The following is a 25,515-nucleotide window of genomic DNA, read 5'->3' as shown; positions in this document are numbered from 1 at the left end:
TGGAGCCTTAGCGCTGTCCAGCGCCTAGGCGGCGAGCGATCTCGGTGATCTGAGCCTCGTACTGCTTGAGGCCCGTGGAGCCGAACTCATCGGCCAGCTGCAGCGGATAGGTCAGACCCATGTAGGCCTCCTGCAGGTCGGCGTGCTGCACCAGCTGCTGGAACTGCTCGGGCTCTAGGCTCAGCCCCCAGACGAGCGTGCTCAGCGAGCGGCGTACGATGACCTGCAGCACGTGGTCGGCCTCCTTAGTCAGCCCCGCACGATAGAGTGAGCGGGCGAAGTACACCGAGTTCGTCTCGTAGGGGACGTTGTCCTCGCGGATCACGGAGAGGCACTTGCGGAGGACTTCCTGGGCCTTGGCCTTGTCGCCACGCGCCATGAAGCCATCGGCCAGCGGGGAGAAGATCTGATTGCGCAGCGTGGAGACGATGCCGCGGGCATTCTCGTCGAAGTAGGTGCCGGGACGATCAGCGCCGCACCAGCGGAACTTCGTCATCACCGTCTGATACATGCGGTCGAGATTGCCGATGCCGCTCTCTCTGCGTTGCCCCGTGCTGTCCTGCGGGTAGGCTATAGGCAGCAGCTGGTGCACCATGCCCGACTGCACCATGTGCTCGGGGAGGTTGTCGAAGGCATTGCGGGGTGAGGTGATCGCCCAGTAGATGGGGCGCTTCCACTGATTGCCTGCTATGAGATCCAGCACGCTCAGCCCGCCGATGTCCAGATACTGACGGCTCTGGATCGAGAGGGGCATCACGGGGAGCACTTCGCAGGCGACGTCGGGGGCAGCCTGAGCCACGAGGCGCTGTGCGCGCACCGAGTCTACGGGGAGGACGATGTTACCTGTGGGGAGCGTCGCAGGGTCATTGCGCGGAGCGTCCTTGAGCTGGGCGAAGGCCTCCTGCACCGTCATGGGCTCATTGCCCTGACGATTGACCAGCGCGTAGGCGTGGTAGTAATAGTAGGAGGCAGGGAGCAGTCCGAGCGGTAGGGGCTTGCCCTCGTAGGCCTGCTTCTTCATCTGGTCGATGTACCAGTCACCTGCCAGATAGGAGAGATTGACCGTACGGACGTCGGTGCGCACACCCTCGACCTCCTGGGCGTACCAGAGGGGGAAGGTGTCGTTGTCCCCGTAGCAGAAGAGCACGGCGTTGGGCTCGCAGCTCTCTAGATAGTTGCGCCCCATGTCGCTAGCGACGGTACGGCCCGAGCGGTCGTGGTCGTCCCAGTTCTGCCCGAGCATCTGCAGGGGTACTAGGAGGCTCAGCAGGACGACGATGGCAGCATAGGTAGACTGTAGGGGTAGGGCCTGCTTGTCCTTGACGGCCTTAGCCTTGGCCTCCTTCGAGGCGAGGAGCTGATTGACGGCCGTGACGAGGGCTGCCACGCCGAAGCCGATCCAGATGGCGAAGGCGTAGAAGGAGCCCACGTAGGCGTAGTCACGCTCGCGGGGCTGCCCAGGGAACTGGTTGAGGTAAAGGACGATGGCCAGACCCGTCATGAAGAAGAGCATGAAGGTGATCCAGAAGCTCTCCGTCCCACGGCGTCCTGCCCCGATCTGGAAGAAGAGACCGATCAGCCCCAGCAGCAGTGGGAGGGCGTAATAGACGTTGTGCCCCTTATTATCCGTCATCAGCTCGGGCAGGCTGTCGCTATCGCCGTAGAAGAGGGCGTCGATGAAGGGGATCCCCGTCATGGCACCGCCACGCAGCAGGCCGCCGTCACCCTGCAGGTCGTTCTGACGCCCTGCGAAGTTCCACAGGAAGTAGCGCCAGTACATGTAGTTGACCTGGTAGTTGAAGAAGTAGCTGAGGTTCTCGCCGAAGCTCGGGACGCTCATATCATCCTCGGCGCGGCCCATCCAGCTATTGTACATCTGGGCGTGCCCGCGGTCGTAGACACGGGGGAAGAGCATCATCTCGCTCTCCTCGTAGACGGGCTCCTCCTTGAGGCTACGCACGACGTAGCGGTCGGGGTCGCTGGGACGCTCCTTGTTGATACGTCCGTAGGTGGGCTCCTCCTCCTTCATCACGGGACGGCCATCGCTGCCGTACTTGATGCGCGAGGCGAAGGTCTGCCCGTAGAGCAGGGGTGCGGAGCCGTACTGCTCACGTGCCAGATAGTAGCGCAGGGAGAAGGCGTCGGCAGGCGAATTCTCGTTCATCGGCGTATCGGCCTCGGCACGCACGAGGATCACCCCATAGCTGGAGAAGCCGACCATGATGGCCACGAGACACATCTGCAGGGTATGTACCATGCGCGCCGTGAGCCCCTTGTAGAGGTAGAAGAAGGCTACGATACCCCCCGCAATCAGGAGGCCCACCAGTGTATTGCCGATCAGCGGAAGCCCGATGAGAATCAGCGAGGCGATCAGAGCGATGCGTAGGCGGTGGCTCTCGAGGTACTTGGGTGCGCTATAGGCGCGCTGCGTCTCGTAGGCGCCCCAGATGAGGACGAGTGCGACTACTGCGAGATAGATGTAGAGCCCCTGGTTGTAGCCCAGCCCCAGGTTGTTGACGAAGAACATATCCCACTTACCCGCGAGCTTGGGCACTCCCTGCACGACACCGTACATCATCAGCCCGACGAGGGCGAAGGAGGCTACCAGCGCGATGCCAGCACCCTTGAGCGTGGGCTCCTTGGTGCGGCGGTAGTAGTAGACCAGGGCCATGGCAGGCAGGCAAAGGAGGTTCAGCAGGTGCACCCCGATGCTTAGACCCATGAGGTAGGCGATGAGTACCAGCCAGCGGTCGCTACGCTCATTGTCGCAGCGCTCGTCCCACTTGAAGATCAGCCAAAAGACTACGGCCGTGAAGAGCGAGCTGAAGGCATAGACCTCAGCCTCTACGGCACTGAACCAGAAGGAGTCCGAAAAGGTGTACACGAGGCTCCCCACGAGCCCTGCCCCTAGGATAGTGATCCCCTGCCCGAGGGTCATGACCTCACCCGTGGGCTGCGCCTCGTTGAGCCCAAGGCGCGCGCTGGGGGTGAGCACACGGCGCAGCATGTGCGTGATCGTCCAGAAGAGGAAGAGGATGGTGAAGCCGCTGATCACGGCGCTGGTGACATTGGTCAGCAGTGCGGCATGCTGGGGGCCTCCGCCCAGATGGGATACTACATTATATACAAGCATGTAGAAGGGGGCCCCGGGAGGGTGCCCGATCTCGAGCTTGTAGTCGCAAGCGATGAACTCAGCGCAGTCCCAGAGGCTCGCCGATGGACCTATCGTCATCAGGTAGGTCAGGGTGGCGATGAGGAAGGCGCCCCAAGCCAGGAGGTTGTTCGCTCGGTCGAATTGTTTCCAGTTCATGTCTCTGTATAATTCTATCCTAAAGCCAGCCCTACGGCTAGCCATATTGTCCACAAAGATAACTAATCCATAGCGTACAGCCCGAAGGCCGTGTGGCAGGTAGTCGAATAAGGATCAGGAGCTAAGCGCCACGGCTAGAGCCCCCGCTCCTCTCCCAGGGACGAGTCCCATCGCGAGCGCCCTTGCTGCCTCCGCCCTGAGCCTCGGGGGCTAGCTCAGAGCAGAGCCCCGAGCGCCGCCCCCAAGGCCTCCCATGAGGCCTATGGAGGTGGCTGCGTACGGCTAGAGCTAAGGAGGAGCTCCGTGAGGGATATCCTAGAGGTCGCCTCACTGATATCCCTCACACTCCTCACGGACGTCCCTCAGCCCGCCTCACTGATATCCCTCGGCTGCCCTTCCCCTTGCCCCAAACCGCAAGGGGGGACGTCCCTCGTGCGCTCTGCTTCCTTGGGAGGATAGCTGTGTCGGGCTTGTCCCGTGGAGCGGCAACACAGGAAGGGCGCCGCTAGGTCGGCGCGTGTGCTGCGCCCTCCCTTTGCTTCGCTATCCTAATAGACTAGGCACGCGTGCGCGCACAAAAAGGCAGTCGATAGCAAAGGCGGCTCTGATGGAACGCGTTGAGACTAGGCACGCGTGCGCGCACAAAAAGGCAGGTCGGCTGTTCCACCCTCGATGCGCTGCGCCTCCTGACTAGGCACGCGTGCGCGCACAAAAAGGCAGGGCGCAAGCTCATCCCCTCCATCAAGTACGCCAAGACCTAAGTAGCTGTGCACGCACAAAAAGGCAGGGCAGGACTCCGAGACGGAGCCCTGCCCTGCGGTAGCTTGGGGGAAGCTCTATGAAGAGCCGCCCTAGTAGTCGGGGTTGTTTTTGCCGAAGTTGGGGTTGCGGTCAAGGACAGCCTGCGGGATGGGTAGGTAGCGGTGATGGGGCTTGAAGCTGCGGTCCTCGACCTTCTTCTCTGCTGCCGTGGCGCTGACCTTGATCGTGGCGCGCATCGTGGGGTCGGAGATGCGGCTGTCGACGGTGCCGACCACACGCTCCAGCGGAGCGTTGAGGACGTGCTCGGCCAGCATCTTGCCATCGCTGCCCTTCCAGCGGATGATGTCCATACGGCGGAAGCCTTCGCCAGCGAGCTCTACGGAGCGCTCGCGCTGGATGAGCTCGCGCAGCTTGTCCTTAGAGGCGTACTTGCTGCGATCGACGGCGGGCAAGCCAGCGCGGCGACGCACTTGGTCGAGGGCGCTGTAGACCTCGGCGGAGGGACCGCTCAGCTCGTTGCTCGCCTCAGCCAGCGTCAGCAGTACCTCGGCGTAGCGGAAGACGATGGGGCAGGCGTTGCAGGCCCAGGTGTCGGTGTACTGCGTGGCGGGGTAGGTGTACTTGTTCCACGTCAGGCCGGTCTTGGAACTGTTGTTGGCCGCCTCGGGGTAGTCGGGATTGTTCTTCCCGTCGAGGGTCTTGTCCAGCGAGTTGTAGATAGCCTTGAGCCCATCGGTGCGGATGTAGTCAGCGCCTGGGTAGCAGATCGTCTTCGCTAGGCGTGGGTCACGGCCCTTGAAGGGGTGGGCAGGGTCATAGCCTGAGCCCGACTCGGTGATCGTCATCCCGTTGGCCATCTCATAGGTGTTGAGGAGGTTGGGCGTGGGGACGAGGGAGGACCAGCCGCCCGTAGCGTTGTTGTACATCGAGCCAATGACGGTGTACAGTGGCTTGGTATTGTCGAGGTACTGGACGGCAGCGATGATCTCCTTGGAGCCTTGGCCCTCGACCGTGAAGAGCTTAGCGTAGTCGGCCTCCAGCTCGTAGATGCCGAGGTCCATGATGGCCTTGGCCTTCTCCCGCGCTAGGGCCCAGTCGCCGTAGTAGAGTGCCTCACGCATGCGCAGTGCCAGGGCCATGCCCTTGCCGAAGCGTCCGCGGGCAGTGGGGCTCTTCTGTAGGTCGGGCAGCGCTTCGTCCAGATCCTTGGCGATGTAGGCGCGTACCTCGGCCTCCGTCTTGCGTGGGAGCTGAGCGGCCTCTGCCGTCTGGGGGAGCTCTATTATGGGTACACCGCCGTAGACGATATTCATCGTATAGTACTGGTAGGCACGGATGACCTTGGCCTGGGCGATGATGTCCTTGCGCTCGGCCTCGTCGGCGAAGGGGATGTCCTTGATGCGGTCCAGTAGCAGGTTGCAGCGCCCGATGGTGGAGTAGTCATAGAAGGAGACGCCGGGGTTGGAGGGCGTCATCGAGCCGTTGCCGACGCTGCGGTAGCCCTCGTGGACATGGAAGTTGAAGCCAAAGTCCGACATGCAGTCCAGGTAGAGGATCGTCGCCCCTGAGACCCAGCCGTCGTAGCAGCCGATGAGGAACTTCTGGGCATCCTGAGGGGTCTTCCAGGTCGTGGAGGGCGATAGGGCGTTGTGGGGCTCCTTGTCCAGGAAGCCCGAGCAGGAGCTGGTACCGAGCGCGAGGAGCGCTACGAGAGCACCCTTATATAATGTATTCATTGTCGTAGGGGAGCGTGCGGGTTAGAAGGATACGTTGAGCCCGAAGGAGTGTGTGCGCAGCAGCGGATAGGACGAGAGGCGTGCACTGGTGGCCTCAGGGTCGATGTTGCCCCGCATGTGGTCGAGGGTGAAGAGGTTCTCAGCCGAGTAGAAGACGCGTACCGAGGAGACCCCGAGCTGCTGGGTCAGGCGCTGGGGAATGGTGTAGCCGAGCTGAAGGTTCTTCAGGCGGAGGTAGTCCGTCTTCTGTAGCCAGAAGGTGGAGTTGGCGTCGTTGTGACGCGCCGTGCCCTTGCGGAAGATGCGGGGCATCGTACCCGAGGGGTTGGTGCTGCTCCAGGCGTCACGCCATACGGTCGAGGGGTGCCCCGTATCCCCAGCGAACTCCCCGAAGACCTCGCTGCTGTAGTAGCGAGCTGCGCCTGCAGCGCCGTTGAACATCGCCGAGAGGTCGAAGCCACGCCAGCCTACGTTGAAGTTCATCGCGAAGGTGTAGCTCGGCTCGATGGGCTTGGTGTAGATGCGGTCGGCGCCGTTGATCTTGCCGTCACCATTGACGTCCACGTAGCGGATGTCGCCCGCCTGAGGGCGCGAGCCGAAGGGCGTGCCGTACTTAGCTACCCAGGCGTCGGCCTCCTCTTTGCTCTGGAAGAGCCCATCGGCCTTGTAGAGGTAGTAGGTCTTGAAGGGCTGGCCTACGGCGTTGCGTATCTGATCGCCGATGTAGCTCTGCCCGCCGAGGTCTAGGATGACGTTCTTGTTGTAGGCAAAGTTACCCCCTGCGCCGATGGTCCAGTCTCCGAAGCGCGTCTGGTAGTTCAGTGAGAGCTCTATCCCCTTGTTCTCGAGGGAGCCCACATTGGCCGTGTAGGGGGCGAGGGGGAACTCGTAGGGCACGAGGACGCTCATCAGGATGCCCGTCGTCTTGCGCTTGTAGAGGTCGAGACTCCCGGTGAGGCGGCCGCCGAAGAAGCCGAAGTCCAGCCCGAAGCCCATGTTCTCACTCTTCTCCCAGCTGATGTCCTTGAGCTTGAGCTGCGTCTGGGCGTAGCCTCCGAGGAGCGTGCCGCCCATGGGATAGCTGGGGGTGATGCTGTAGGTGTTGATGGCGGGATAGTAGTCCCTCAGAGCCTCTTGGTTCCCGAGAAGCCCCCAAGAGGCGCGTAGCTTCAGGTCACTCAGCACGGGGTACAGCGGCTGGAGGAAGGCCTCCTTGGAGAGGCGCCAGGCTGCGGAGAAGGAGGGGAAGTAGCCCCAGCGGTAGCCCTCGGCGAAGCGCGAGGAGGCGTCGGCACGGAAGTTAGCCTCCAGTAGGTACTTGCCCGCATAGTCGTAGTTGATACGCCCGAAGCCCGAGACCATCGACAGGGCCTGCGTGGAGCCTTCGTTGGTCTGCGTGGAGCGGTCACCTGCATCAATGTCGGTGAGCTTGTTGTTGGGGAAGCTCTTGCGTCCGCCGCGTAGGTAGCCGTAGTTGTAGTCCTCGGCGTGGGTACCGACCATGAGCTTGAGGTTGTGCTGGCCGAGGCTCTTGGTGTAGTTGGCGAAGGCGTCGAAGCTGGCACGCGTCCAGAGGTTGTAGTACTCGTCCAGGTTGTTGGGCGAAGTCTCCTTATTGGGATTGTAGCGTATGTACTGTACGAAGGCCTTGTAGTGCAGCAGGTGTGCTACGTAGGCCACGTTCGTCGTCAGCGTCAGTCCCTCGATGGGGCGGATGTCGATGCCCCCCGTGGCGGAGATGTTGTGGTTATCGCGGTCGATGGTCTGCCCCGAGTCGAGCCAGGCCAGCGGGTTCCCGTCGCCCGTCGTGCCGTAGGTACCGTCCTTAGCGCGGCCGAGGATCCAGGGGGAGACGACATTGAGCTGTCGGATGATCTGGTCCGAGCCTCCCGAGACGTAGGAGTTATTGGGGTCGGCGTACTTATTCTTGATGTAGGAGAGGCCTACGCGGGCGGAGATGATACGGCTGAGGTTGAGGTCGAGGTTGGTGCGCACGTTGTACTGATTGCGCTGCGCATTGGGCAGGATCCCCGTCTGACCTAGGTAGCCGATAGAGCCCATGTACTTGATCTGATCCGTCCCCCCGCTGACGCTGAGGTTGTGGCGCTGCTGTAGGGCGGTGCGGAAGGCTAGGGCGTACCAGTCGGTATTGGGGTAGTTCTCGGGGTCGCTACCGTCGCGGAACTTCTGTAGCGCCTCGTCGCTGAACTGGGGTGTCTGCCCAGCAGCCTTGCGCAGCTTATTGGTCAGCGTGGCGTACTCGTAGGAGCCCATACGCTCCATCAGGCGCGTGGCGGACTGCATACCCACGGTACCCGAGTAGTTGATGCGTGCCTTGCCGCTGCGGCCGCGCTTGGTGGTGATGAGGATGACCCCGTTGGCCGCCTTCGACCCATAGATCGCTGCGGAGGCTGCGTCCTTGAGCACGGAGATACTCTCGATATCGCTGGGGTCAAGCATGTTCAGCGAGCCTGATTCCAGTCCATCGATGAGGATGTAGGGCGCTGCGGAGTTCAGCGTACCCGTCCCACGTACGCGCAGCTCGCCGTTGTCGAGCCCAGGGGCGCCGTTGGTACCGGTGATGCTGAGCCCAGGGATGAGCCCCTGTAGGCCGTTGGTGAGGTTCTGAATGGGGCGCGCCTGGATCTGCTTGGTGTCGATGGCTGCGACGGATCCGGAGAGGTTGACCTTCTTCTGCGTGCCGTAGCCGACTACGACGACGTCCTCCAGCTTGGTCGCCTCATCCTGCAGGATGATGGTGAGCTCGCTGCGCCCAGCTAGGGCTACTTCCTCGGTCTTCATACCGATGAAGCTGACGCGAAGGATGGCGTTGCGAGCGACGCCGCTGAGGGTGAATTCGCCCTGAGCGTTAGTCACGCTCCCTTTGCCCTTACTGTTCTTGACAAAGATAGAGGCGCCAATGACGGCCTCCTGCTTGCTGTCTACGACACGCCCGCGTACCGTCAGCCCCTGAGCCGCTAGCTGCGGGCTGATGGTGGAGACGAGCAGGAGCAGGAGCCCAAGGATGCTGAGCCTGCGTAGTGATGTCTTCATCTTGATAATTGATGGTGATAATGTAGTACTGTGAGCCGAGTGCCTGATCCTAGGGGCTCTCGGGGGTCGAGGGCACTGCGGGGCCTCTTGAGCGCAGTGGGGCATCCCTCGGAGCGAGCGGCGATCACGCGCTGAGCGCTGCTCTGTGTTTTCCTTAGCGACTATCTCTTCGTAGGGCAAATATAGGACGATTCCCTGTAGGATGCAAGGGGCGGTAAGGGCCTGAAAAGCAGTGTATTTATCTAAGATTTTTAGGAAGGGTGGGGGAAGGGCCTTTTGTCCCTCCTCAGGATCGTGCTGCGTACGCCCTTGGGGAGTACCTCGGCTTGCGGGCGAGGGCAGCTCTAGGTGGGGTAATAGCGTGGTGCGAGGAGTCCTGCAGGCGAATCTCCTCCTAGGGGGAGCTCCGTGAGGGATATCAGTCAGGGGGCCGAGGGACGGCAGTCAGCGCCCTCATGGATATCGGTCAGATGGCTGAGGGATATCCCTCGGGAGGGCTTAGACTAAGGGCGGAGGACGCTGAGGCTCGTTCCTCGAGGGCGTGTGGAGCTTAGACGGTGCGCCGCCTAGTTTGCTGTGGGGTGAAGTCTCTATATAGAGCGAGCCCCAGCAGACGAAGCGGCGTGCGTGGCACGACTTCGGTCTGCTGGGGCTCGTGGTCTTGGGGGGAGGCGCTTGGGCCTAAGCTAAGCTACCAGGCGCGGCGTAGGATGCGGTCGACGCGTGGGGCACCCTGGCTGTCGCTGATGAGCTCCAGCTCCGTCTGATGCTCGCCCCCAGCGTGGAGGTAACGGACGCTGTAGCGACGCCCGCCGAGTGGCTTGATGTCGAGCAGCTGCACGTGGCGGTTCGCCTCGGGGCCGTCGTAGCCGTTGATGTCTCCGCTGGTTAAGACCTCCGTATAGTAGCCTTCCTCGGGGTCACTGTCCATGACGCCGATCTCCTGATAGGTCTTCGCGAGCTCGTCGAGGAGGCGATCGCTGCAGTAGGCCTGGAGCTCGGTCTTCTTGTCGCGCCCTACGTGGCGATCCAGCAGGGGGGAGTTGTAGAGCTGATGCAGCAGGGCGCTGTCGGCGTGCAGCGAGTCTGAGGGGCTCGCGAGGGTGAGGGCGCTGCTGTCGCGCTGGGCGGAGTCGCTGCTGCCTGCTCCGCTCGTGCCAGAGCAACTGTAGAGGGTGCTGAGGCCTAGGCAGGCGAAGGAGAGGAGGCCTAGGCGAAGTCTGAGGGTGCGTGTCATGAGTGTCTGAGGACTGATGTGATACTTGTAGCGGCAAAGGTAGCAAATTCACTTATCCGCAGGCTAAGCCCCCTAAGCGGCAGCGCTTAGCCTGCTCCCCGCCTAGCGTACGGGCTAGGCGGGATCGCGCTGAGCTAACGGGATCAGCATGCTGTGTCAAGCTCGGAGGTAAGGGGAAAGGCTGGGGGGAGCGCACTTGGCGCGAGGAATGAGTGCTCCCTATTAAGTAGGGAGGTAAGGCGAAAATCAAGGGAGAGGTGCGCCGCGCTCAGAAGGGGAGCGCTGGGGCTAGAATAGCGAAAAGGGGTCACGCTTCCCAGCGCAGCCCCTCGTCTTAGTTTCTGAAAATTAGCTTGTATATAACGCTGCAAATATACGCACTTATTCCGTATCTCCCGCATTGCCCCTCTGATCTCCTCCCCGACGAGGCGGCTATCTTCCTCGCCCCTATGCCTTTATTTCGTGAGATCTTTTTCGTGAGGAGTCGCTCTAGGCAGGGGAGCGGACACCTTCACGGGGAGCAGGTGCTGCGGCTTGTCCCTTAGGGCTGCTGCGTCTTAGCGCCTAGTGAGTCGGGAGGCTGGGAGGAGCGCCGCTGTGCCAGGCCACGGGGCAGTGTGCGGGAAAAAGCGTATTTTTGTGTAGCTTAGAGCCTTAGTATAGAGTTGGCTAGCCTGTCCGCTCTAGGGGCGTCGGGGCGTAAATACATCACAATAAGTAGCATAGCTCAACAGCTTATGGAGAAGGAAATACGCCGAGCGCTGATCTCGGTGTTCCACAAGGACGGTCTGGCCGACATTTTAGCCCTGCTGCATCAGGCGGGCGTAGAGTTCGTATCCACGGGAGGTACCAGTAGCTTCATCGAGTCCCTCGGCTATCCCTGTGTGGCCGTCGAGGATTTGACGAAGTACCCCTCCATGCTCGGGGGGCGTGTCAAGACGCTGCACCCCGCCATCCAGGGCGGTATCCTCGCTCGTCGCAGCCATGCTACCGACCAGCAGGAGGTCGCCGAGTACGGCCTCTCGCTGATCGACCTGGTGATCGTAGACCTCTATCCCTTCGAGGCGACGGTAGCCTCGGGCGCTAGCGAGGAGGACATCATCGAGAAGATCGACATCGGTGGCATCAGCCTCATCCGTGGGGCGGCGAAGAACTTCGAGGACGTGGTCATCATCCCCTCCCAGGCCGACTACGCTACGCTCTACGATATCCTCAAGGCGCAGGGAGCTAAGACGAGCCTCGAGCAGCGCCGTCACTTCGCTCGCCGTGCCTTCGCCGTTAGCTCGGGCTACGATGCGGCGATCTTCCGCTACTTCGACGCTGAGGACAGCAGCGCGCTGCGCCTCACGGCCGACCACGGCAAGGTACTGCGCTACGGCGAGAACCCCCATCAGAAGGGGGTCTTCTACGGCGACCTTGGCCGCTACTTTACTCAGCTGCACGGCAAGGAGCTCTCCTACAACAACCTTCAGGATATCGAGGCCGCGGTGGCCCTCGTGCAGGACTTCAGCGAACCGACCTTCGCCATCCTCAAGCACAATAATGCCTGTGGCTGCGCCAGCCGCCCCACACTGCTGGAGGCTTGGACGGCTGCACTGGCTGGCGACCCCGTCTCCGCCTTCGGAGGCGTGCTCGTGGCCAATCGTCCCATCGACCTGGCGACGGCGCGCGAGATCGACAAGCTCTTCATGGAGGTACTCGTGGCACCCGCCTATGAGGAGGGTGCGCTGGAGGTACTGCAGTCCAAGAAGAACCGCATTCTCCTAGAGCAGCACCAGCCCATCGAGAGCAACTGGAGCTACCGCTCGATGCTGGGCGGGGTGCTGGCGCAGGAGACCGACCGCGCCGTAGAGACTAAGGCAGAGATGAAGCCCGTTACTAAGGTGGTGCCTACCGAGGGCGAGCTGGAGGACCTAGTCTTCGCCACCAAGCTCGTCAAGCACAGCAAGAGCAACGCCATCGTGCTCGCCAAGGGCGGGCAGCTCATCGCCTCGGGCGTGGGGCAGACCTCGCGTGTCGATGCGCTCAAGCAGGCTATCGAGAAGGCGCGCCACTTCGGCTTCGAGCTCCAGGGCGCTGTACTCGCTAGTGATGCCTTCTTCCCCTTCGACGACTGCGTGACGCTCGCGGCCGAGGCTGGGATCACGGCCATCGCTCAGCCCGGAGGCTCCGTGCGTGACGCCGACAGCATCGCTGCCGCCGACGCCCACGGTATCGCCATGGTGATGACGGGGGTACGCCACTTCAAGCATTAAGGACATTCACAGAACGACCAGATACATTACAATGGGATTATTCTCCTTCCGCCAAGAGCTGGCCATGGACCTTGGCACAGCCAATACGATTATCGTCAAGGATGACAAGATCGTCCTCGACGAGCCCTCTGTCGTGGCCTTCGACAACCGCACCGGTGAGATGATCGCCGTCGGGACCAAGGCGCGCGAGATGTACGAGAAGGGCAACTCCAACATCCGCACCATCCGTCCCCTACGTGAGGGCGTGATCGCGGACTTCGACGCTGCCGAGCACATGATCCGTGGCATGATCCGTATGATCGTGCCCCGCCGCCCTTGGCACAAGCCCACGCTGCGTATGGTCGTCTGTATCCCCTCAGGCAGCACGGAGGTCGAGATACGTGCCGTGCGTGACTCCAGCGAGCGCGCCGAGGCCCGTGACATCTATATGATCTACGAGCCTATGGCTGCTGCTATCGGCGTCGGCATCGATGTGCTGGCACCCGAGGGGCATATGATTGTGGATATTGGTGGCGGGACGACGGAGATCGCCGTCATCTCGCTAGGGGGTATCGTAGAGGATCAGTCCATCGATACCGCAGGCGATGAGCTCACGCAGGACATCATCGACCACATGCGCGACACCCATCAGATCAAGGTCGGGGAGCGTACGGCAGAGCAGATCAAGATACGCGTCGGCGCCGTCTATGAGGAGCTCGACGAGGAGCCCGAGCCCTTCACCGTATGGGGAGCCAACATGATGGACACGCTGCCCCGCAAGGTGGACGTCAACTACCACGAGATCTGCCAGTGCCTGGATGCCTCGATCGCCAAGATCGAGAGCGCTATCCTGCGTTCGCTGGAGGCTACTCCGCCCGAGCTCTATGCCGATATCGTCGCCAATGGGGTCGTCCTTACCGGTGGTGGGGCACTGCTGCGCGGGCTGGACAAGCGCCTGAGCAAGCGCTTCGGGCTCAACTTCCAGATCGCTGAGAACCCGCTCCACTCCGTCGCTATCGGTACCGGGATCGCGCTGAAGAACATCCATAACTTCAACTTCCTCTTCCGCTAGGCGGCTCGCCACGAGCCTCCGAGCTTAGCCCAGCTACCACGCCCCGTGCAGCAGATCCTCGAGTTCCTCAAGCGCTATCGGCATTGGTTCGTCTTCATCCTACTGGAGGTGATCGCTCTGACCTGTGTGCTGAGCGGCTCGGTCTATGCACGGAGCATAGCGTGGTACGCCACGAGCCGCGTGGTGGGGCAGCTCAACGAGTGGATGACCGAGGCCTGGAGCTACATGGATCTCAGGGCCTCCAACGAGCGCCTGCTCCTGGAGAACGCCCAGCTGCGCCATAGCTACACCCTGCTCTCACGCCAGATGCAGGATGCTGAGGCCCACGGCACGCTGCCGCATCTGCACGTCACCGATAGCCTCCCGATGAGCTCGGGAGCCGTCGTGGTGGCGCGTGTCGTCAATAGGGTGACGCGTACCGGCGAGGTCTACTACACGATCAACAAGGGCTCGGCCGACGGCATCGAGACCGATATGGGCGTGATGAGCAGCACCGGCGTCGTCGGGGCCGTGATGGCCACGAGCAGCCACTACGCCCTGGTCATCCCCGTGCTCAACCCCAAGATCCGCCTCTCCTGCACCCTGCGCGGGCAGTCCGTCAGCGGGACGCTCACGGCACCGACCAATCCCAACGACAATGCTGCCGTCCTCTCGGGCGTACCGCCTCATGCGCGGCCTCAGAAGGGCGACACGATCATGACCAGCGGCTATTCCTACCTCTTCCCCGAGGGGATGATGGTGGGGACGGTAGCCGATGCCAAGCCCGTACGCACTAAGGGCGCCGCGGGCATCTTCGCCAACTACACGGTGCGCCTGGCGACGGACTTCCAGTCGCTGCGCTACGTCTACGTCATCCTCGCCAAGCCCTCGCGAGAGGTCAAGGCCCTAGAGGACTCTATTGCGACGAATGAATAGCAGCTACCTACGCTTCGTCCTGATGAGCCTGCTCCTGATCGCGGTGCAGGTCTGGGTACTCAGTCCCGTGGAGCTCTTCCGCGTAGCGACGCCCTTCGTCTATCCCTTCGTCTTGATGCTGCTGCCCATTGGGGCCAATCGTAGCCTCCTGCCCATCCTCGGCTTTGCCATCGGTGGCGCCATCGATGTGCTGGGGCTCACGCCTGGGATTCATGCTGCGGCGATGACGTTGGCGGCCTTCGTCCGCTACCCCCTACTGCAGGCGCTCACGGACAGGGAGACGCCGCCCTCGGCTCTGCCTCTCTACGGCACGCTGCGCAGCGGGGCGATCATCCTGATGAGTCTCCTACTGCTCATCCATCACCTAGCGCTCTACCTTCTGGTGGGGGCGACGCTGCACCGCGATCCCTATGTCCTGCTTAGCTTCGCCGCAGGCTATGGCCTGAGCTGGCTGATCGGGCTGATCCTCCTCTTCTTCTTCGGCACCGAGCCGCCGCACCGTAGCTAGGCCTATGGTCAGTGACGAACTCTACAAGCGTCGCCTGCTGCTCCCCCTACTGACGGTCGTCATCGTCGGGGTCTTCGTCATGCGGCTCTTCTTCCTTCAGGTCGCTAGCAACGACTACAAACGTCGTGCCGAGAACAACGCCTACTACATCCTCTCCACCATCCCAGCCCGCGGGGTGATCTATGATCGCTACGGGCAGCTGCTGGTGGCGAACCGCCCCATCTACGACCTCATGGTCGTGATGCATCAGGCTAAGGACAAGCTCGATACGACGCTGCTAGCCTCGACGCTGGGCCTGCCGCGCGAGGAGATCGTAGCGCGCCTGGCTGCCGTCCGAGACCGCAGTATCAACCGCGGCTACAATCCCTACACGCCGCAGGTGCTGCTCTCGCAGCTCGAGCCCGAGGATGTGGGCCGCTTCGAGGAGCAGCTGTATAAGTTCCCCGGCTTCTCCGTCCGCTCCCGCACGATACGTCAGTACGATTACCACAACGGCGCCCATCTGCTGGGCTATATGTCCGAGGCCTCCACGGCCGACCTCGAGCGCGACAGTGCCATCATGTCGGGCGACTTCGTCGGGCGTAGCGGCGTGGAGCGTACCTATGATGAGGTGCTGCGTGGGGAGAAGGGGCAAGAGATCTTCTACCGCGATGCCCGCGGCCGTATCCAGGGGCGCCTCGATGGCGGGACGCATGACAAGGCCCCCGTCCCTGGCCGCGACCTCACCCTATCTATAGACGCGGGGCTCCAAGCCCTCGGCGAGCGCATGATGCGTGGCAAGCGCGGCGCCATCGTCGCCATCGAGCCCGAGACGGGCGAGGTGCTGGCTATGGTCACGGCGCCGAACTATGACCCCGCGCTGCTGGCAGGTAAGGACAAGGGCAGTAACCACCGTATGCTCGAGGAGAGCTACGGGAAGCCGCTCCTGAACCGTGCCATACAGGGTAACTACCCCCCGGGCTCGACCTTCAAGCCCGCACAAGGGGCGATCTTCCTAGCCGAAGGCGTCCTCTCCCCCTCTACACCTCTCAGCTGCTACGGCGGCTATCCGCGCCTCGGTGGGAAGCCTAAGTGCCACCCCCACGGCTCGCCTATCTCGCTCGTCCCAGCACTGGCTACCTCCTGCAACGCCTACTTCTGCTGGGGGATGCACTTCCTCCTAGACGACCGCAAGCGCTATCCGAGTGTAGAGGTCGCCCTCGAGCACTGGAAGGAGCGCATCGTGCGCCTCGGCTACGGCTACCGCCTCGGCGTAGACCTCCCAGGGGAGAAGCGCGGCTACATCCCCAATAGCAGCGTCTACGACAAGGCCTATAAGGGACGCTGGAATTCCTCTACCATCATCTCCATCTCCATCGGGCAGGGCGAAGTGCTCGCCACGCCGCTACAGATCGCCAACCTTGCGGCCATCATCGCCAATCGTGGCAGCTACGTCCGTCCCCATCTGGTGCGCCACATCTCGGGCCAGCGCCTGGACACGATGTACACGCAGCGCCAGCAGTCGGGCATCTCGCCCGAGCACTGGGAGTATATCGTGCAGGGGATGGCGCAGGCCGTCACGGGCGGTACCTGCCGCGCGGCCAACTTCGCCCCTGGCCAAGTCGAGGTCTGCGGTAAGACGGGTACGGCCGAGAACCCGCACGGTAAGGATCACTCGGCCTTCATCGGCTTTGCCCCCCGCTCGCGTCCCCGCATCGCCGTCTCGGTCTATGTGGAGAATGGGGGCTTCGGGGCGCACTACGGCGTACCTATCGGCCGTGTGATGATGGAGTACTACCTACGTGGGGGCAAGCTCTCGGGTGCTGGTGAGGCCATAGCCTCGCAGATGGAGCACCGCAGCATCTCCTACCTCAACGATCTATAGCGCGCTATGAGCAGACGTCCCTCGGGCGGCTTGCTGCAGTCCATCGACTGGGTGAGCATCGCCATGTACCTCATGCTGATCTTCTTCGGATGGCTCTCCATCTGCGGGGCCTCGTACAACTTCGAGACCGAGCAGCTTCTCTCCCCAGGCAGCCGCCCCCTGATGCAGCTCCTCTGGATGGGGCTCGGGCTGGTACTGGGCTTCGCCGTCCTCTCGCTCGATACCGATATCTACGAGGTGGGGGCGCCGCTCTTCTATGGGGCGATGATGCTCCTGCTGATGGTGACTATCGTCATAGCCCCCGACATCAAGGGATCCCGCTCGTGGCTGGTGCTGGGGCCTGTGCGCCTACAGCCCGCAGAGTTTGCCAAGGTCGCCACAGCGCTGATGCTGGCCTGGCTGTGTAATCAGTACGAGTTCGAGATCAAGTCCATACGCAGCTACCTCAAGCTCTTCGGGCTGGTGCTCTTCCCCGTGCTGCTGATCCTGCTGCAGCAGGAGACGGGCTCGGCGCTGGTCTTCTTCGCCCTCTTCCTGGCGCTCTTCCGCGAAGGCTTCTCCGGGCTCTTTATGGGGCTGAGCTTCTCGGCGGCGGTCTACTTCATCGGGGCGCTGATCTTCGAGGACACGCTGTGGGGCGGGGAGACGCAGGCCGATCTCTTCTTCGTCTGTAATGCGATCTTGATCTTCACGGGCGTGCTCTACGCCGTCTATGGCAAGGGGCGCGAGCGCTGGCGTTGGCTACGCTACGGGGCGCTGGGGATGCTGGGCGTGTACTTCGTCTGTATGCTCATCAGCTTCTTCGTGAGCTTCGACTGGGCCTACGTAGCGCTGGGGATGCTGGTGCTGGGTGTGCTCGGGCTGCTCTATCTAGCGCTGAGGGACTACCTGCTGCGCTATGTGATGATGGCCCTCTTTGCCCTCGGATCGATGGGCTTCTTCTACTCGGTGGGCTACGTCTTCGATGAGATCCTGCAGCCCCACCAGCAGGTGCGTATCAAGATCGCCCTGGGTATTGAGAGTGACCTCAAGGGCAAGGGCTACAATGTCGACCAGTCCAAGATCGCCATCGGCTCGGGAGGGCTGACGGGTAAGGGCTTTCTCAAGGGCACGCAGACCAAGCTGAACTACGTGCCCGAGCAGGAGACGGACTTCATCTTCTGCACCGTGGGCGAGGAATCGGGCTTCGTCGGCTCCTCGCTGCTGCTGCTCTTCTACGGTGCCTTCATCCTGCGCATCCTCGCGCTGGCAGAGCGTCAGGTGACGCACTTCGGCCGTGTCTACGGCTATTGTGTGGCCTCGATTTTCCTCTTCCACCTCTTCATCAACGTCGGTATGGTGCTGGGGCTGGTGCCCGTGATCGGTATCCCGCTGCCCTTCTTCAGCTATGGGGGGAGCTCGCTCTGGGGCTTCACCTTCCTGCTCTTCATCTTCCTCGGCATCGACGCGCGGCGTACGATGCGCCGAGCCTAGAGGCGCCCCCTCGCGGACTCCCGAGGGCTGTGCGAGCCGCTCCGAAGCCGCCCCCGACCTCGCGCTCCAGCGGGCGGGGGAAGCCTTTCCCTAAGACTACTACCTTAATCCCACCTATCCCTATGTCCTATACGATCGACGGGCTGACCATCACCGAGCAGCTCCTCCGCCTCACGGGGCGCGCCAATAAGCCCTTCGCCGAGCGCCTGCACCCAGGCATCCCAGGGGTGCTCGGGCTCCGTATCCCTGACCTCAGAGCGCTGGCCAGGCGGATTGCTAAGCAGCCCGACTGGGAGCGCTACCTCGCGGAGGCTGAGGCGGGCGCCCGCTCCGAGACTGAGGACTTCATGGAGGCACGCATCCTGCACGGGCTCGTCCTCGGGCAGATCCCCGTGGGCGCGCTAGAGCCCTACCTCCAGCATGTGGCGCGCTGGGTGGAGCGGATCAACTCCTGGTCGGTCTGTGATACCTTCACCTTCGCTGGTGGGAAGCGGCTGGTGGCGGAGCATAGTGAACAGCTGTGGCGCTTCCTCACCTCCTACCTAGAGCGGGAGGAGGAGTATCCGCTGCGCTTCGGCATTGTCGTCCTGATGCAGTACTTCGTCGATGCAGAGCACGTGGCCGAGCTCCTGGAGCGCTACCTCACGGTACGCCACGAGGGCTACTATGTGCGTATGGGGCTCGCGTGGGCCATCGCCGAGTGCTATGTGCGCTACCCTGAGGTCACGGAGCCCTATCTCTCGGAGCGCCGCTTCGCCCCCTGGGTACACAACAAGGCGCTGCAGAAGATCCGCGAGTCGCTGCGCTGCTCCTCCGAGGAGAAGCGACGGCTGGCAGCGCTGCGTGTCCCCCTGCCGAAGGACTAGCCCCGTATCTCCTAGCGCGCTGAGCCTACAGGCGGAGCGGGCTAAGGGATGCACCGCCGTGAGCGGCCTCCCTCGTCTCGGCGCTCTGACTGATACCCCTCAGCCTACCCGACTGATACCCCTCACGCGTGCCATGGACGTCCCTCAGCCCGCTGAGGGATATCCCTTAGCCTGCCTTACTGATCCTCTCACACGCACCACGTACGTCCCTCAGCACGCTGACTGATATCTCTCAGCCTGCCTTACTGATCCTCTCACACGCAGCACGTATGTCCCTTACAGCCCCTCCCCCTATTCCGCCGCTCCGCTTAGGCCTCGCCGGCCAGCTCTCCTCTGACAAGGGAAAGCCCCTATAGGGGCGACCCCTTTCAAAGCCCAGGGTGCGTAGCCCTGTAGGGGCGACCAAACCCTGGGTGTGGTAGCGTAAGTAAGTACAGAGCCCTACAGGGGCGACCCTCAGAACAGCCGTGGCTTGCCTAGCTTGTTTGATGGGTCGCCCCTGTAGGGCTTTTTAGTGTAAGTGGGGCTGGACCCAGGGTTCCGTCACGCCTACAGCGTTCCCTCACCCTGGGCTTTGGAAGGGTCGCCCCGCTGGGGCTTACGCCACTGCTGCTATCCTTTGGAAGGGCCGCCTTGCTGGTGCTTTCACCTCCTTACGCTCTGCTGATGCCTCGCAGGCCAGCTCTCCTCTGACAAGGTAGAGCCCCTATAGGGGCGATCCCTATCAAAGTCCAGGGTGCGTAGCCCTGCAGGGGCGACCAAACCCTGGGTGTGGTAGCGTAAGTAAGTACAGAGCCCTACAGGGGCGACCCACAGAACAGCCGTGGCTTGCCTAGCTTGTTTGATGAGTCGCCCCTGTAGGGCTTTTTAGTGTAAGTGGGGCTGGACCCAGGGTTCCGTCACGCCTACAGCGTTCCCTCACCCTGGGCTTTGGACGGGTCGCCCCGCTGGGGCTTACGCCACTGCTGCTATCCTTTGGAAGGGCCGCCTTGCTGGTGCTTTCACCTCCTTACGCTCTGCTGATGCCTCGCAGGCCAGCTCACCTTTGACAAGGTAGAGCCCCTATAGGGGCGACCCCTTTCAAAGCCCAGGGTGCGTAGCCCTGCAGGGGCGACCAAACCCTGGGTGTGGTAGCGTAAGTAAGTACAGAGCCCTACAGGGGCGACCCTTAGGGGCTTTCACCTCCGCTACCGGCCTCCGTGATGTGCGGCTAGAGCTACTACTGCAGCCTGCCTCTGCCTGCCCTCGAGGCGCGGTTTAGGAGAATGTGCTACCTTTGAGCTAGATGACCCCAGCTAATAGATTACGACTATGAACACCAAGTACTCCCTACCTCCAGCGAGCCTGCTGCTCGTCCTGACCCTCTCGCTACTCTCTCTCTCGTCCTGCCGCCTGAGCTCCTCACACCTAGGCTTCACCAAGGTCGACAGCACGGCGCTGCCCGACTGCGAAGCGCTCATCGTAGACTTCCCCATCGATGTCAAGGTGCACGTCGGGGAGCGCACGGCCATCGTCTTCGACCCCGAGATGCCCGAGCAGGTACGGCGCGAGCTGGAGTTGCGCACCGATGGTAGGGCGCTGCTCATCACCTCGCGCAGGGAGCAGACGGGCTTCGGCCGCTTCCTCGGGCGCTGGTCGCGCAAGGGCGCCAAGGCGGAGGTCTGGGTGACGAGCCTACGCGGGCTCGAACTCGGCTCCTCGGCGAGGGCGCAGCTCGTCGATAGCATCACGACGCCGAGCCTTAGGCTGATCCTCTCGGGCGCCTCGACGCTCACAGGGCTGCGGCTCAGTGCGGGCAAGTTCCTCTTCTCCTCCGCGGGCGCCAGCGTAGCCTCGGGGCGGGTGTCTGTGGATGAGGCCTGCCAGCTGGAGCTCGAGGGCGCGAGCACGCTGCGCCTCGAGGGCCACGTCGATGACCTCAAGCTGGAGCTCAAGGGCGCCAGCACGCTCAAGGCTCCCGAGCTCCAGGGCCGCGTCGTCTCGGCGGAGCTGAGCGGTGCCTCGACAGCGCATATCGGCGAGATGGAGGCCCTCAGCTATGCCCTCTCGGGGGCCTCGCGCCTCAGCTACCGCGGGCGTCCCGTCCTCGGCGAGCGCTCGGTGACGGGCGCCAGCAGCGTCTCGGCGCACTAAGCCCCCTTAGGATAGCACAGCTCCTGCCCCCCTAGGCTTAGCTCCAGCCTCCGAGCAGTGGGGCTCGCGCTTGTCTAGGAGGCGGCAGCCTTGACAGCTTCCTTAGCCCTACGTTCTCCCCCTAACTCTAGGCCTATGCCCATTATCCCCATTACTTCGCTCGACGAGTACCCCGAGCTCGCCCTCTTCGCCTCGCTGACGGAGGCCCAGCTGCGCCAGCAGGAGCTCGGCGGGCAGGGTGTCTTCATCGCCGAGAGTCCCAAGGTCATCCACCGAGCGCTCGACGCGGGCTACAGCCCTATAGCGCTCCTGACCGAGGAGCGGCACATCACGGGCGACGCGGCCTCCCTCATCGAGCGCTGTGGCACAATTCCCGTCTATACAGGGGCACGTGCACTGCTGGCGGGGCTCACGGGCTATACTCTCACGCGGGGCGTGCTGGCAGCGATGCGTCGCCCCGAGCCGCCCGCGCTAGAGACCCTGCTGGGGACGGCGCGTCGCGTGGTCGTCATCGATGGGGTAGTGGATAGTACCAATGTCGGGGCGATCTTCCGCTCCGCCGCAGCCCTTGGGGTGGATGCCGTGCTGCTGACCCCTGGCGCCTGTGACCCGCTCACGCGGCGATCGGCGCGCGTCTCTATGGGTGCTACCTTCCTCGTGCCCTGGTGCTGGATCACGCCCCCGCTGGCGCAGCTGCGAGACTATGGCTTCACCACGGTAGCGATGGCCCTCCGTGAGGATGCGCTCGAGCTGGGCGATCCGCGCCTACTTGAGCCTGAGCGTCTGGCGCTCATCCTCGGCACGGAGGGCGACGGCCTTGCCCCAGAGACGATCTCGGGGGCGGACCTCGTCGTACGCATCCCCATGGCACACGAGGTGGATTCGCTCAACGTGGCCGCGGCCGCCGCTGTCGCCATCTGGGAGCTGCGCCTGCGGCGCTAAGCAGCCGCCTTGGCCTCAGCGCTGCGCTGCGCTTTATCTAGCCCCCTACCTAGTTTGCTCCTTCCTTACGCCTTTGCGTGAGGGACCAAGCACGACAGCGCCCCTCAGCCACGGCTGGGGGGCGCTGTCGTATCTTGAGGCTGCAGGCTTCGTGCCCGAGGCTTGGGGCTAGAGTCTATTGACCTCCTCGAGCTTCTGCTCCTGCTTGGGGTACTTCTGCTTGCCGAGGCTGTAGCTGAGCCGAAGGATGAGCTTGCGGCTCTCGCCATTACCCCAGGAGGAGAGGCTGAGGGCGTCCTTCGTCCCGTAGCTGTCCCAGCGCTCGCTGTGCAGGAGGTCGGTCAGGAGGAGCGCTAGACGTAGCCGTCCGCCTTGCCAGCTGCGATTCAGACCGAGGTCGATGCTGCCTGTGGGCTTACTCAGCTCATAGCTCCCACCCTGGCGCGCGGAGTGGTAGCGCCCCGAGAGCTCTAGGTTAAGCCCGAGGGGCAGCAGGAGGCTGTTGCTCGCCGAGAGGGAGCAGGAGGGGCGCTGATAGGTCTGCTGGTAGTGCTCATAGTCTAGGCGGTTGACAAAGTAGTAGAGGCCCACATTGGCGCTGAAGTCCCACCAGGGGGTGAGGCGTCTCGAGTATATGACCTCGAGCCCCGCCTGCTGCTGACGGCCGATGTTCTTGGTCGTCATGATGGTCTTGTCCTGCCCCAGAGCATCGGTGATCCCAGTGAAGTAGTCCTCCAGCCGCGTGTAGTAGAGGCTGAGTGAGAGGCTTCGGAGGCTGTAGCTGAGGAGGATTTTATCACTCGTCTGAGGGCGGAGGAAGGGGTTTCCCTTCCAGTAGGAGAACTCGTCGAGGAGGTATTCGAAGGGGTTGAGATCCTCGTAGCGGGGCTTGTCCTGCCGTTGGCTGTAGAGGAGGCTGAGCTTTCCCCCCGAGGGCTGCGTATAGCTGAGGCTGAGGTTGGGGAAGAGGCGCAGCCGCCCGCCGCGGTGCTCCTCGGATCCCTGAGGGCTGTGGGCGCGGAGCCTGCCGAGGGTGTGCATGTACTCCAGGCGTAGGCCTGCGCTGAGCTCGAGCCGATCCCAGGAGTGGGTGTACTGTGTGTAGGCCTCGAGGTTCGCCTCATCGTAGTAGAAGCGGTTGGAGCGCTGGGGGTCGAGGAGCCCATTGCGGGTGAAGACGAAGCTATTCCCGCTCTTGATGAGCGAGCCCTTGAGCCCCGAGAGGAGCTCGCTCCGTGCGCTGGGGGCGTACTTGTAGTCCGCCAGCAGCGCGTAGATGTCGATCTCCTTCTCGGGCTGCGAGTAGAAGAGCTCCGACCGCAGGAGCGTGTGGGAGGGAGAATAGTAGTCGTTGGGCTGCTCGCAGCGTGCCGTGCCGTCGAAGTGCGTCCAGTCGGCCGAGAGGGAGAGTTGCTGCTGCTCGGAGGGGCTGTAGCGGTAGTTCGCGCTATGACTGTAGCGCAGGGTCTGCTGCTTGACATAGTCATTACGTGCCTTGAGGATACCCGTGAGCGTGTGCTCCCCCTTGTAGAGCTCGGTGCTCGTCTCTGTGAGGCCGGGGCCAGCCAGTAGGCTGACGGAGCTGCTGACGGAGAGCTGGCTCCTCGGGCTCAGCTGCCAGGCGAAGTCTAGTCCCGCCGTGTAGGTATTGCGCTTATCGGTGTCGATCGTCGTCGAGACGCTGCGATCACCCCCCTGCAGCTTCTCGTAGCCGTAGTCCATGGCGTGGTGGCCGATGCTGTGGCTGTAGTTGAGCCCCAGCTGCCACTTGCTCCTGTTGTAGGAGAGGGCGAAGTCCGAGCTTTGCCTAAGGTTCTCCCAGTAGGCTGCGCTGTGGGAGGTCGAGAGGAAGAAGCCTTCGCCCTCCGTGGCCTTGAGGATGATGTTGATGATGCCTCCCGCACCGTCGGTACCGAAGCTCGCATTGGGGCTGGGGGAGCTCTCGATACGGGCGATCTTGGAGGAGGAGAGGGTGCGAAGGAAGGCCGCACGCTCCTCGCCCTGCAGCATCAGCTTCTTGCCATTGACGTAGAGGGCCGTCCCGCCGATCGTCGCCAGCGAGATCTCGCCCTTGCTGCTGACGGTGATGCCGGGGGCGTGCTTCAGGACGTCCAGCGCGCTGCCCAGGTCACTGAGGTAGGACTGCGCCACGTGGAGCTGGATTTTGCCCTGCGTGACGGTGGTGAGCGGACGGGACCTGCGCGCCGTGACGACGACCTTCTCCAGAGCCTGCGCCTCGGGCTCCAGCAGGATGTCGCCCAGCCGTTCGGAGCTCTCGAGGCGCAGGCTGCGCCTAGCCTCCTTATAGCCGAGGTTGCGGACACAGAGAACGAAGTCGCCCGGACGCGCCGATAGGGAGAAGCGCCCCAGACTGTCGGTCAGCGTCGAGGCTACCAGCATGCTGTCGGGCGAAGTAATAAGCAGCACGATAGCTGCCTCTACGCCCTTGCGCTGCTCGTCGAGCACCCTGCCGCTGAGCTTCGCCTGTGCGCTACTGCTGATCTTCGTCTGAGCGCTGCTGCTGATCTTCGTCTGTGCGCTACTGAGTTTGGTCTGAGCGCTCGCGCTGAGCCCGTAGCTGATGCCGAGCCCCAGTAGGAGCAGGCTGAGTATAAGTCTATTCATCGTGATGTCCTCCGGTCGTTGTGGGTGTTTCCTTCTTTTGCTTGCGCGCCCTCTGACTCCGCTCCTACCGAGCTCCCAGCCGCGCCCAAACAAAAGTACGCCAAAGCGCTGAGCTCCGCCGCCTTGCCCTTCCGTTCCTCCCCCCCCCCCAAAAAAAGCGTCGCGACTCCTCAAAGTCACGACGCTTCCTATTTCCACGAAAGGCCCCTCAGCTACGCCGCTGAAGGATCTTCCCTCGCGAGAGAGAGGGATTCGAACCCCCGGAGGCTCTCACCTCAACGGTTTTCAAGACCGCCGCAATCGACCACTCTACCATCTCTCCGATGGAGCACGACCGCACGGGTAGTCATGTCCTCCGTGCTGCACGGATACGTCAGCTCGGACAATTACATAAACACAGCGACTTGCGGATGCTTTGGCCTGTAGGGCTGCTTGACTTGTCTTGCTGTAGTGTCTCCCTTTGTTTTGAGCTTCGTCCCCCTTATCCGTGAGGCTCCGTGAAGGATATCCCTCACGGCGCTGACTGACGTCCCTCAGCCGTCCGACTGATAGCCCTCACGGCGTTGATAGCTATCGGTCAGCGAGGGGTTCCTTAGGCGAGGGTGTGCTAGGGCGATGGACTCAGCTGGCTGAGCGGGGAAGGCTACGTGCGGGGGAGGCTATGCTGAATGTCCTTAGGGCGGGTAGGAGAGCGGCGGAATGCTTCGGGCGTAAGGGCCTCGGGGCGTAGGGGCTAGAGGGGTGAGGCTGAGGGAGTAGCTTTGCGAAAAAGAAAATTAGTGCT

General features: G+C 62.7%; 14 protein-coding genes, 1 tRNA gene and 1 CRISPR repeat array. Of the genes, 9 read left to right on the top strand and 6 right to left on the bottom strand.

Going from position 1 to position 25,515, the window contains the following annotated elements; all coding sequences use genetic code 11:
* Positions 1 to 7 precede the first annotated feature (7 nt).
* The 4 genes from J4862_RS08090 to J4862_RS08075 form a co-directional block, all read right to left on the bottom strand.
* Complete coding sequence (locus J4862_RS08090) at positions 8 to 3,310, bottom strand: DUF2723 domain-containing protein (protein ID WP_211788593.1); 3,303 nt, start codon at positions 3,308 to 3,310, stop codon at positions 8 to 10.
* Positions 3,311 to 3,863: 553 nt separating this feature from the next.
* A CRISPR array of direct repeats spans positions 3,864 to 4,098; the repeat unit is 33 nt; unit sequence AGACTAGGCACGCGTGCGCGCACAAAAAGGCAG.
* Positions 4,099 to 4,161: 63 nt separating this feature from the next.
* Positions 4,162 to 5,808, bottom strand: coding sequence for a RagB/SusD family nutrient uptake outer membrane protein (locus J4862_RS08085; protein ID WP_211788592.1), 1,647 nt, complete (start codon positions 5,806 to 5,808; stop codon positions 4,162 to 4,164).
* Between the two features lie 21 nt (positions 5,809 to 5,829).
* Positions 5,830 to 8,862 (bottom strand): TonB-dependent receptor, encoded by a 3,033-nt coding sequence (locus J4862_RS08080; RefSeq protein WP_211788591.1) that lies wholly within the window; start codon positions 8,860 to 8,862, stop codon positions 5,830 to 5,832.
* A gap of 691 nt (positions 8,863 to 9,553) precedes the next feature.
* Positions 9,554 to 10,099: a hypothetical protein gene (locus J4862_RS08075; RefSeq protein ID WP_211788590.1), complete on the bottom strand. Its 546-nt coding sequence runs from the start codon at positions 10,097 to 10,099 to the stop codon at positions 9,554 to 9,556.
* A 737-nt stretch (positions 10,100 to 10,836) separates the two neighbouring features.
* On the opposite strand from J4862_RS08075, the gene purH reads away from it, so the two are divergent.
* From purH to J4862_RS08030, 9 genes are all read left to right on the top strand, one after another.
* Positions 10,837 to 12,354, top strand: a complete 1,518-nt coding sequence (purH, locus tag J4862_RS08070; RefSeq protein WP_211788589.1) for a bifunctional phosphoribosylaminoimidazolecarboxamide formyltransferase/IMP cyclohydrolase — start codon at positions 10,837 to 10,839, stop codon at positions 12,352 to 12,354.
* A 31-nt stretch (positions 12,355 to 12,385) separates the two neighbouring features.
* Positions 12,386 to 13,405: a rod shape-determining protein gene (locus tag J4862_RS08065; protein ID WP_211788588.1), complete on the top strand. Its 1,020-nt coding sequence runs from the start codon at positions 12,386 to 12,388 to the stop codon at positions 13,403 to 13,405.
* A 45-nt stretch (positions 13,406 to 13,450) separates the two neighbouring features.
* Complete coding sequence (mreC, locus tag J4862_RS08060; protein ID WP_211788587.1) at positions 13,451 to 14,320, top strand: rod shape-determining protein MreC; 870 nt, start codon at positions 13,451 to 13,453, stop codon at positions 14,318 to 14,320.
* Positions 14,313 to 14,828, top strand: coding sequence for a rod shape-determining protein MreD (locus J4862_RS08055; RefSeq protein WP_211788586.1), 516 nt, complete (start codon positions 14,313 to 14,315; stop codon positions 14,826 to 14,828). Before mreC ends, J4862_RS08055 begins: the two co-directional genes overlap by 8 nt.
* Before the next feature lie 4 nt (positions 14,829 to 14,832).
* Positions 14,833 to 16,692, top strand: coding sequence for a penicillin-binding protein 2 (gene mrdA, locus J4862_RS08050; RefSeq protein WP_211788585.1), 1,860 nt, complete (start codon positions 14,833 to 14,835; stop codon positions 16,690 to 16,692).
* Positions 16,693 to 16,698: 6 nt separating this feature from the next.
* Positions 16,699 to 18,165, top strand: a complete 1,467-nt coding sequence (rodA, locus tag J4862_RS08045; protein ID WP_211788584.1) for a rod shape-determining protein RodA — start codon at positions 16,699 to 16,701, stop codon at positions 18,163 to 18,165.
* Between the two features lie 122 nt (positions 18,166 to 18,287).
* Positions 18,288 to 19,031: a DNA alkylation repair protein gene (locus J4862_RS08040; RefSeq protein ID WP_211788583.1), complete on the top strand. Its 744-nt coding sequence runs from the start codon at positions 18,288 to 18,290 to the stop codon at positions 19,029 to 19,031.
* Between the two features lie 1,311 nt (positions 19,032 to 20,342).
* A complete protein-coding gene (locus J4862_RS08035) occupies positions 20,343 to 21,164 on the top strand; it encodes a GIN domain-containing protein (protein ID WP_211788582.1) in 822 nt (273 codons plus the stop codon).
* Positions 21,165 to 21,299: 135 nt separating this feature from the next.
* Positions 21,300 to 22,106 carry an RNA methyltransferase gene (locus J4862_RS08030; RefSeq protein WP_211788581.1) on the top strand — a complete coding sequence of 269 codons (807 nt, stop codon included), beginning with the start codon at positions 21,300 to 21,302 and terminating at the stop codon, positions 22,104 to 22,106.
* Positions 22,107 to 22,274: 168 nt separating this feature from the next.
* On the opposite strand, the gene J4862_RS08025 is transcribed toward J4862_RS08030, so the two are convergent.
* Complete coding sequence (locus tag J4862_RS08025) at positions 22,275 to 24,731, bottom strand: outer membrane beta-barrel protein (RefSeq protein ID WP_211788580.1); 2,457 nt, start codon at positions 24,729 to 24,731, stop codon at positions 22,275 to 22,277.
* A 236-nt stretch (positions 24,732 to 24,967) separates the two neighbouring features.
* A tRNA-Ser gene (locus J4862_RS08020) sits at positions 24,968 to 25,053 on the bottom strand.
* Between the last annotated feature and the right edge of the window lie 462 nt (positions 25,054 to 25,515).

Origin of the sequence: Porphyromonas sp. oral taxon 275 (assembly GCF_018127745.1) — a bacterium.
Taxonomy (GTDB): Bacteria; Bacteroidota; Bacteroidia; order Bacteroidales; family Porphyromonadaceae; genus Porphyromonas.
This window is presented reverse-complemented; position numbering and strand designations above follow the sequence as displayed.

Coding starts and splice junctions, on each gene's coding strand:
- J4862_RS08090 (WP_211788593.1), bottom strand. CDS start 3,310: ATGAACTGGAAACAATTCGACCGAGCGAACAACCTCCTGGCTTGGGGC.
- J4862_RS08085 (WP_211788592.1), bottom strand. CDS start 5,808: ATGAATACATTATATAAGGGTGCTCTCGTAGCGCTCCTCGCGCTCGGT.
- J4862_RS08080 (WP_211788591.1), bottom strand. CDS start 8,862: ATGAAGACATCACTACGCAGGCTCAGCATCCTTGGGCTCCTGCTCCTG.
- J4862_RS08075 (WP_211788590.1), bottom strand. CDS start 10,099: ATGACACGCACCCTCAGACTTCGCCTAGGCCTCCTCTCCTTCGCCTGC.
- purH (WP_211788589.1), top strand. CDS start 10,837: ATGGAGAAGGAAATACGCCGAGCGCTGATCTCGGTGTTCCACAAGGAC.
- J4862_RS08065 (WP_211788588.1), top strand. CDS start 12,386: ATGGGATTATTCTCCTTCCGCCAAGAGCTGGCCATGGACCTTGGCACA.
- J4862_RS08055 (WP_211788586.1), top strand. CDS start 14,313: ATGAATAGCAGCTACCTACGCTTCGTCCTGATGAGCCTGCTCCTGATC.
- mrdA (WP_211788585.1), top strand. CDS start 14,833: ATGGTCAGTGACGAACTCTACAAGCGTCGCCTGCTGCTCCCCCTACTG.
- rodA (WP_211788584.1), top strand. CDS start 16,699: ATGAGCAGACGTCCCTCGGGCGGCTTGCTGCAGTCCATCGACTGGGTG.
- J4862_RS08040 (WP_211788583.1), top strand. CDS start 18,288: ATGTCCTATACGATCGACGGGCTGACCATCACCGAGCAGCTCCTCCGC.
- J4862_RS08035 (WP_211788582.1), top strand. CDS start 20,343: ATGAACACCAAGTACTCCCTACCTCCAGCGAGCCTGCTGCTCGTCCTG.
- J4862_RS08030 (WP_211788581.1), top strand. CDS start 21,300: ATGCCCATTATCCCCATTACTTCGCTCGACGAGTACCCCGAGCTCGCC.
- J4862_RS08025 (WP_211788580.1), bottom strand. CDS start 24,731: ATGAATAGACTTATACTCAGCCTGCTCCTACTGGGGCTCGGCATCAGC.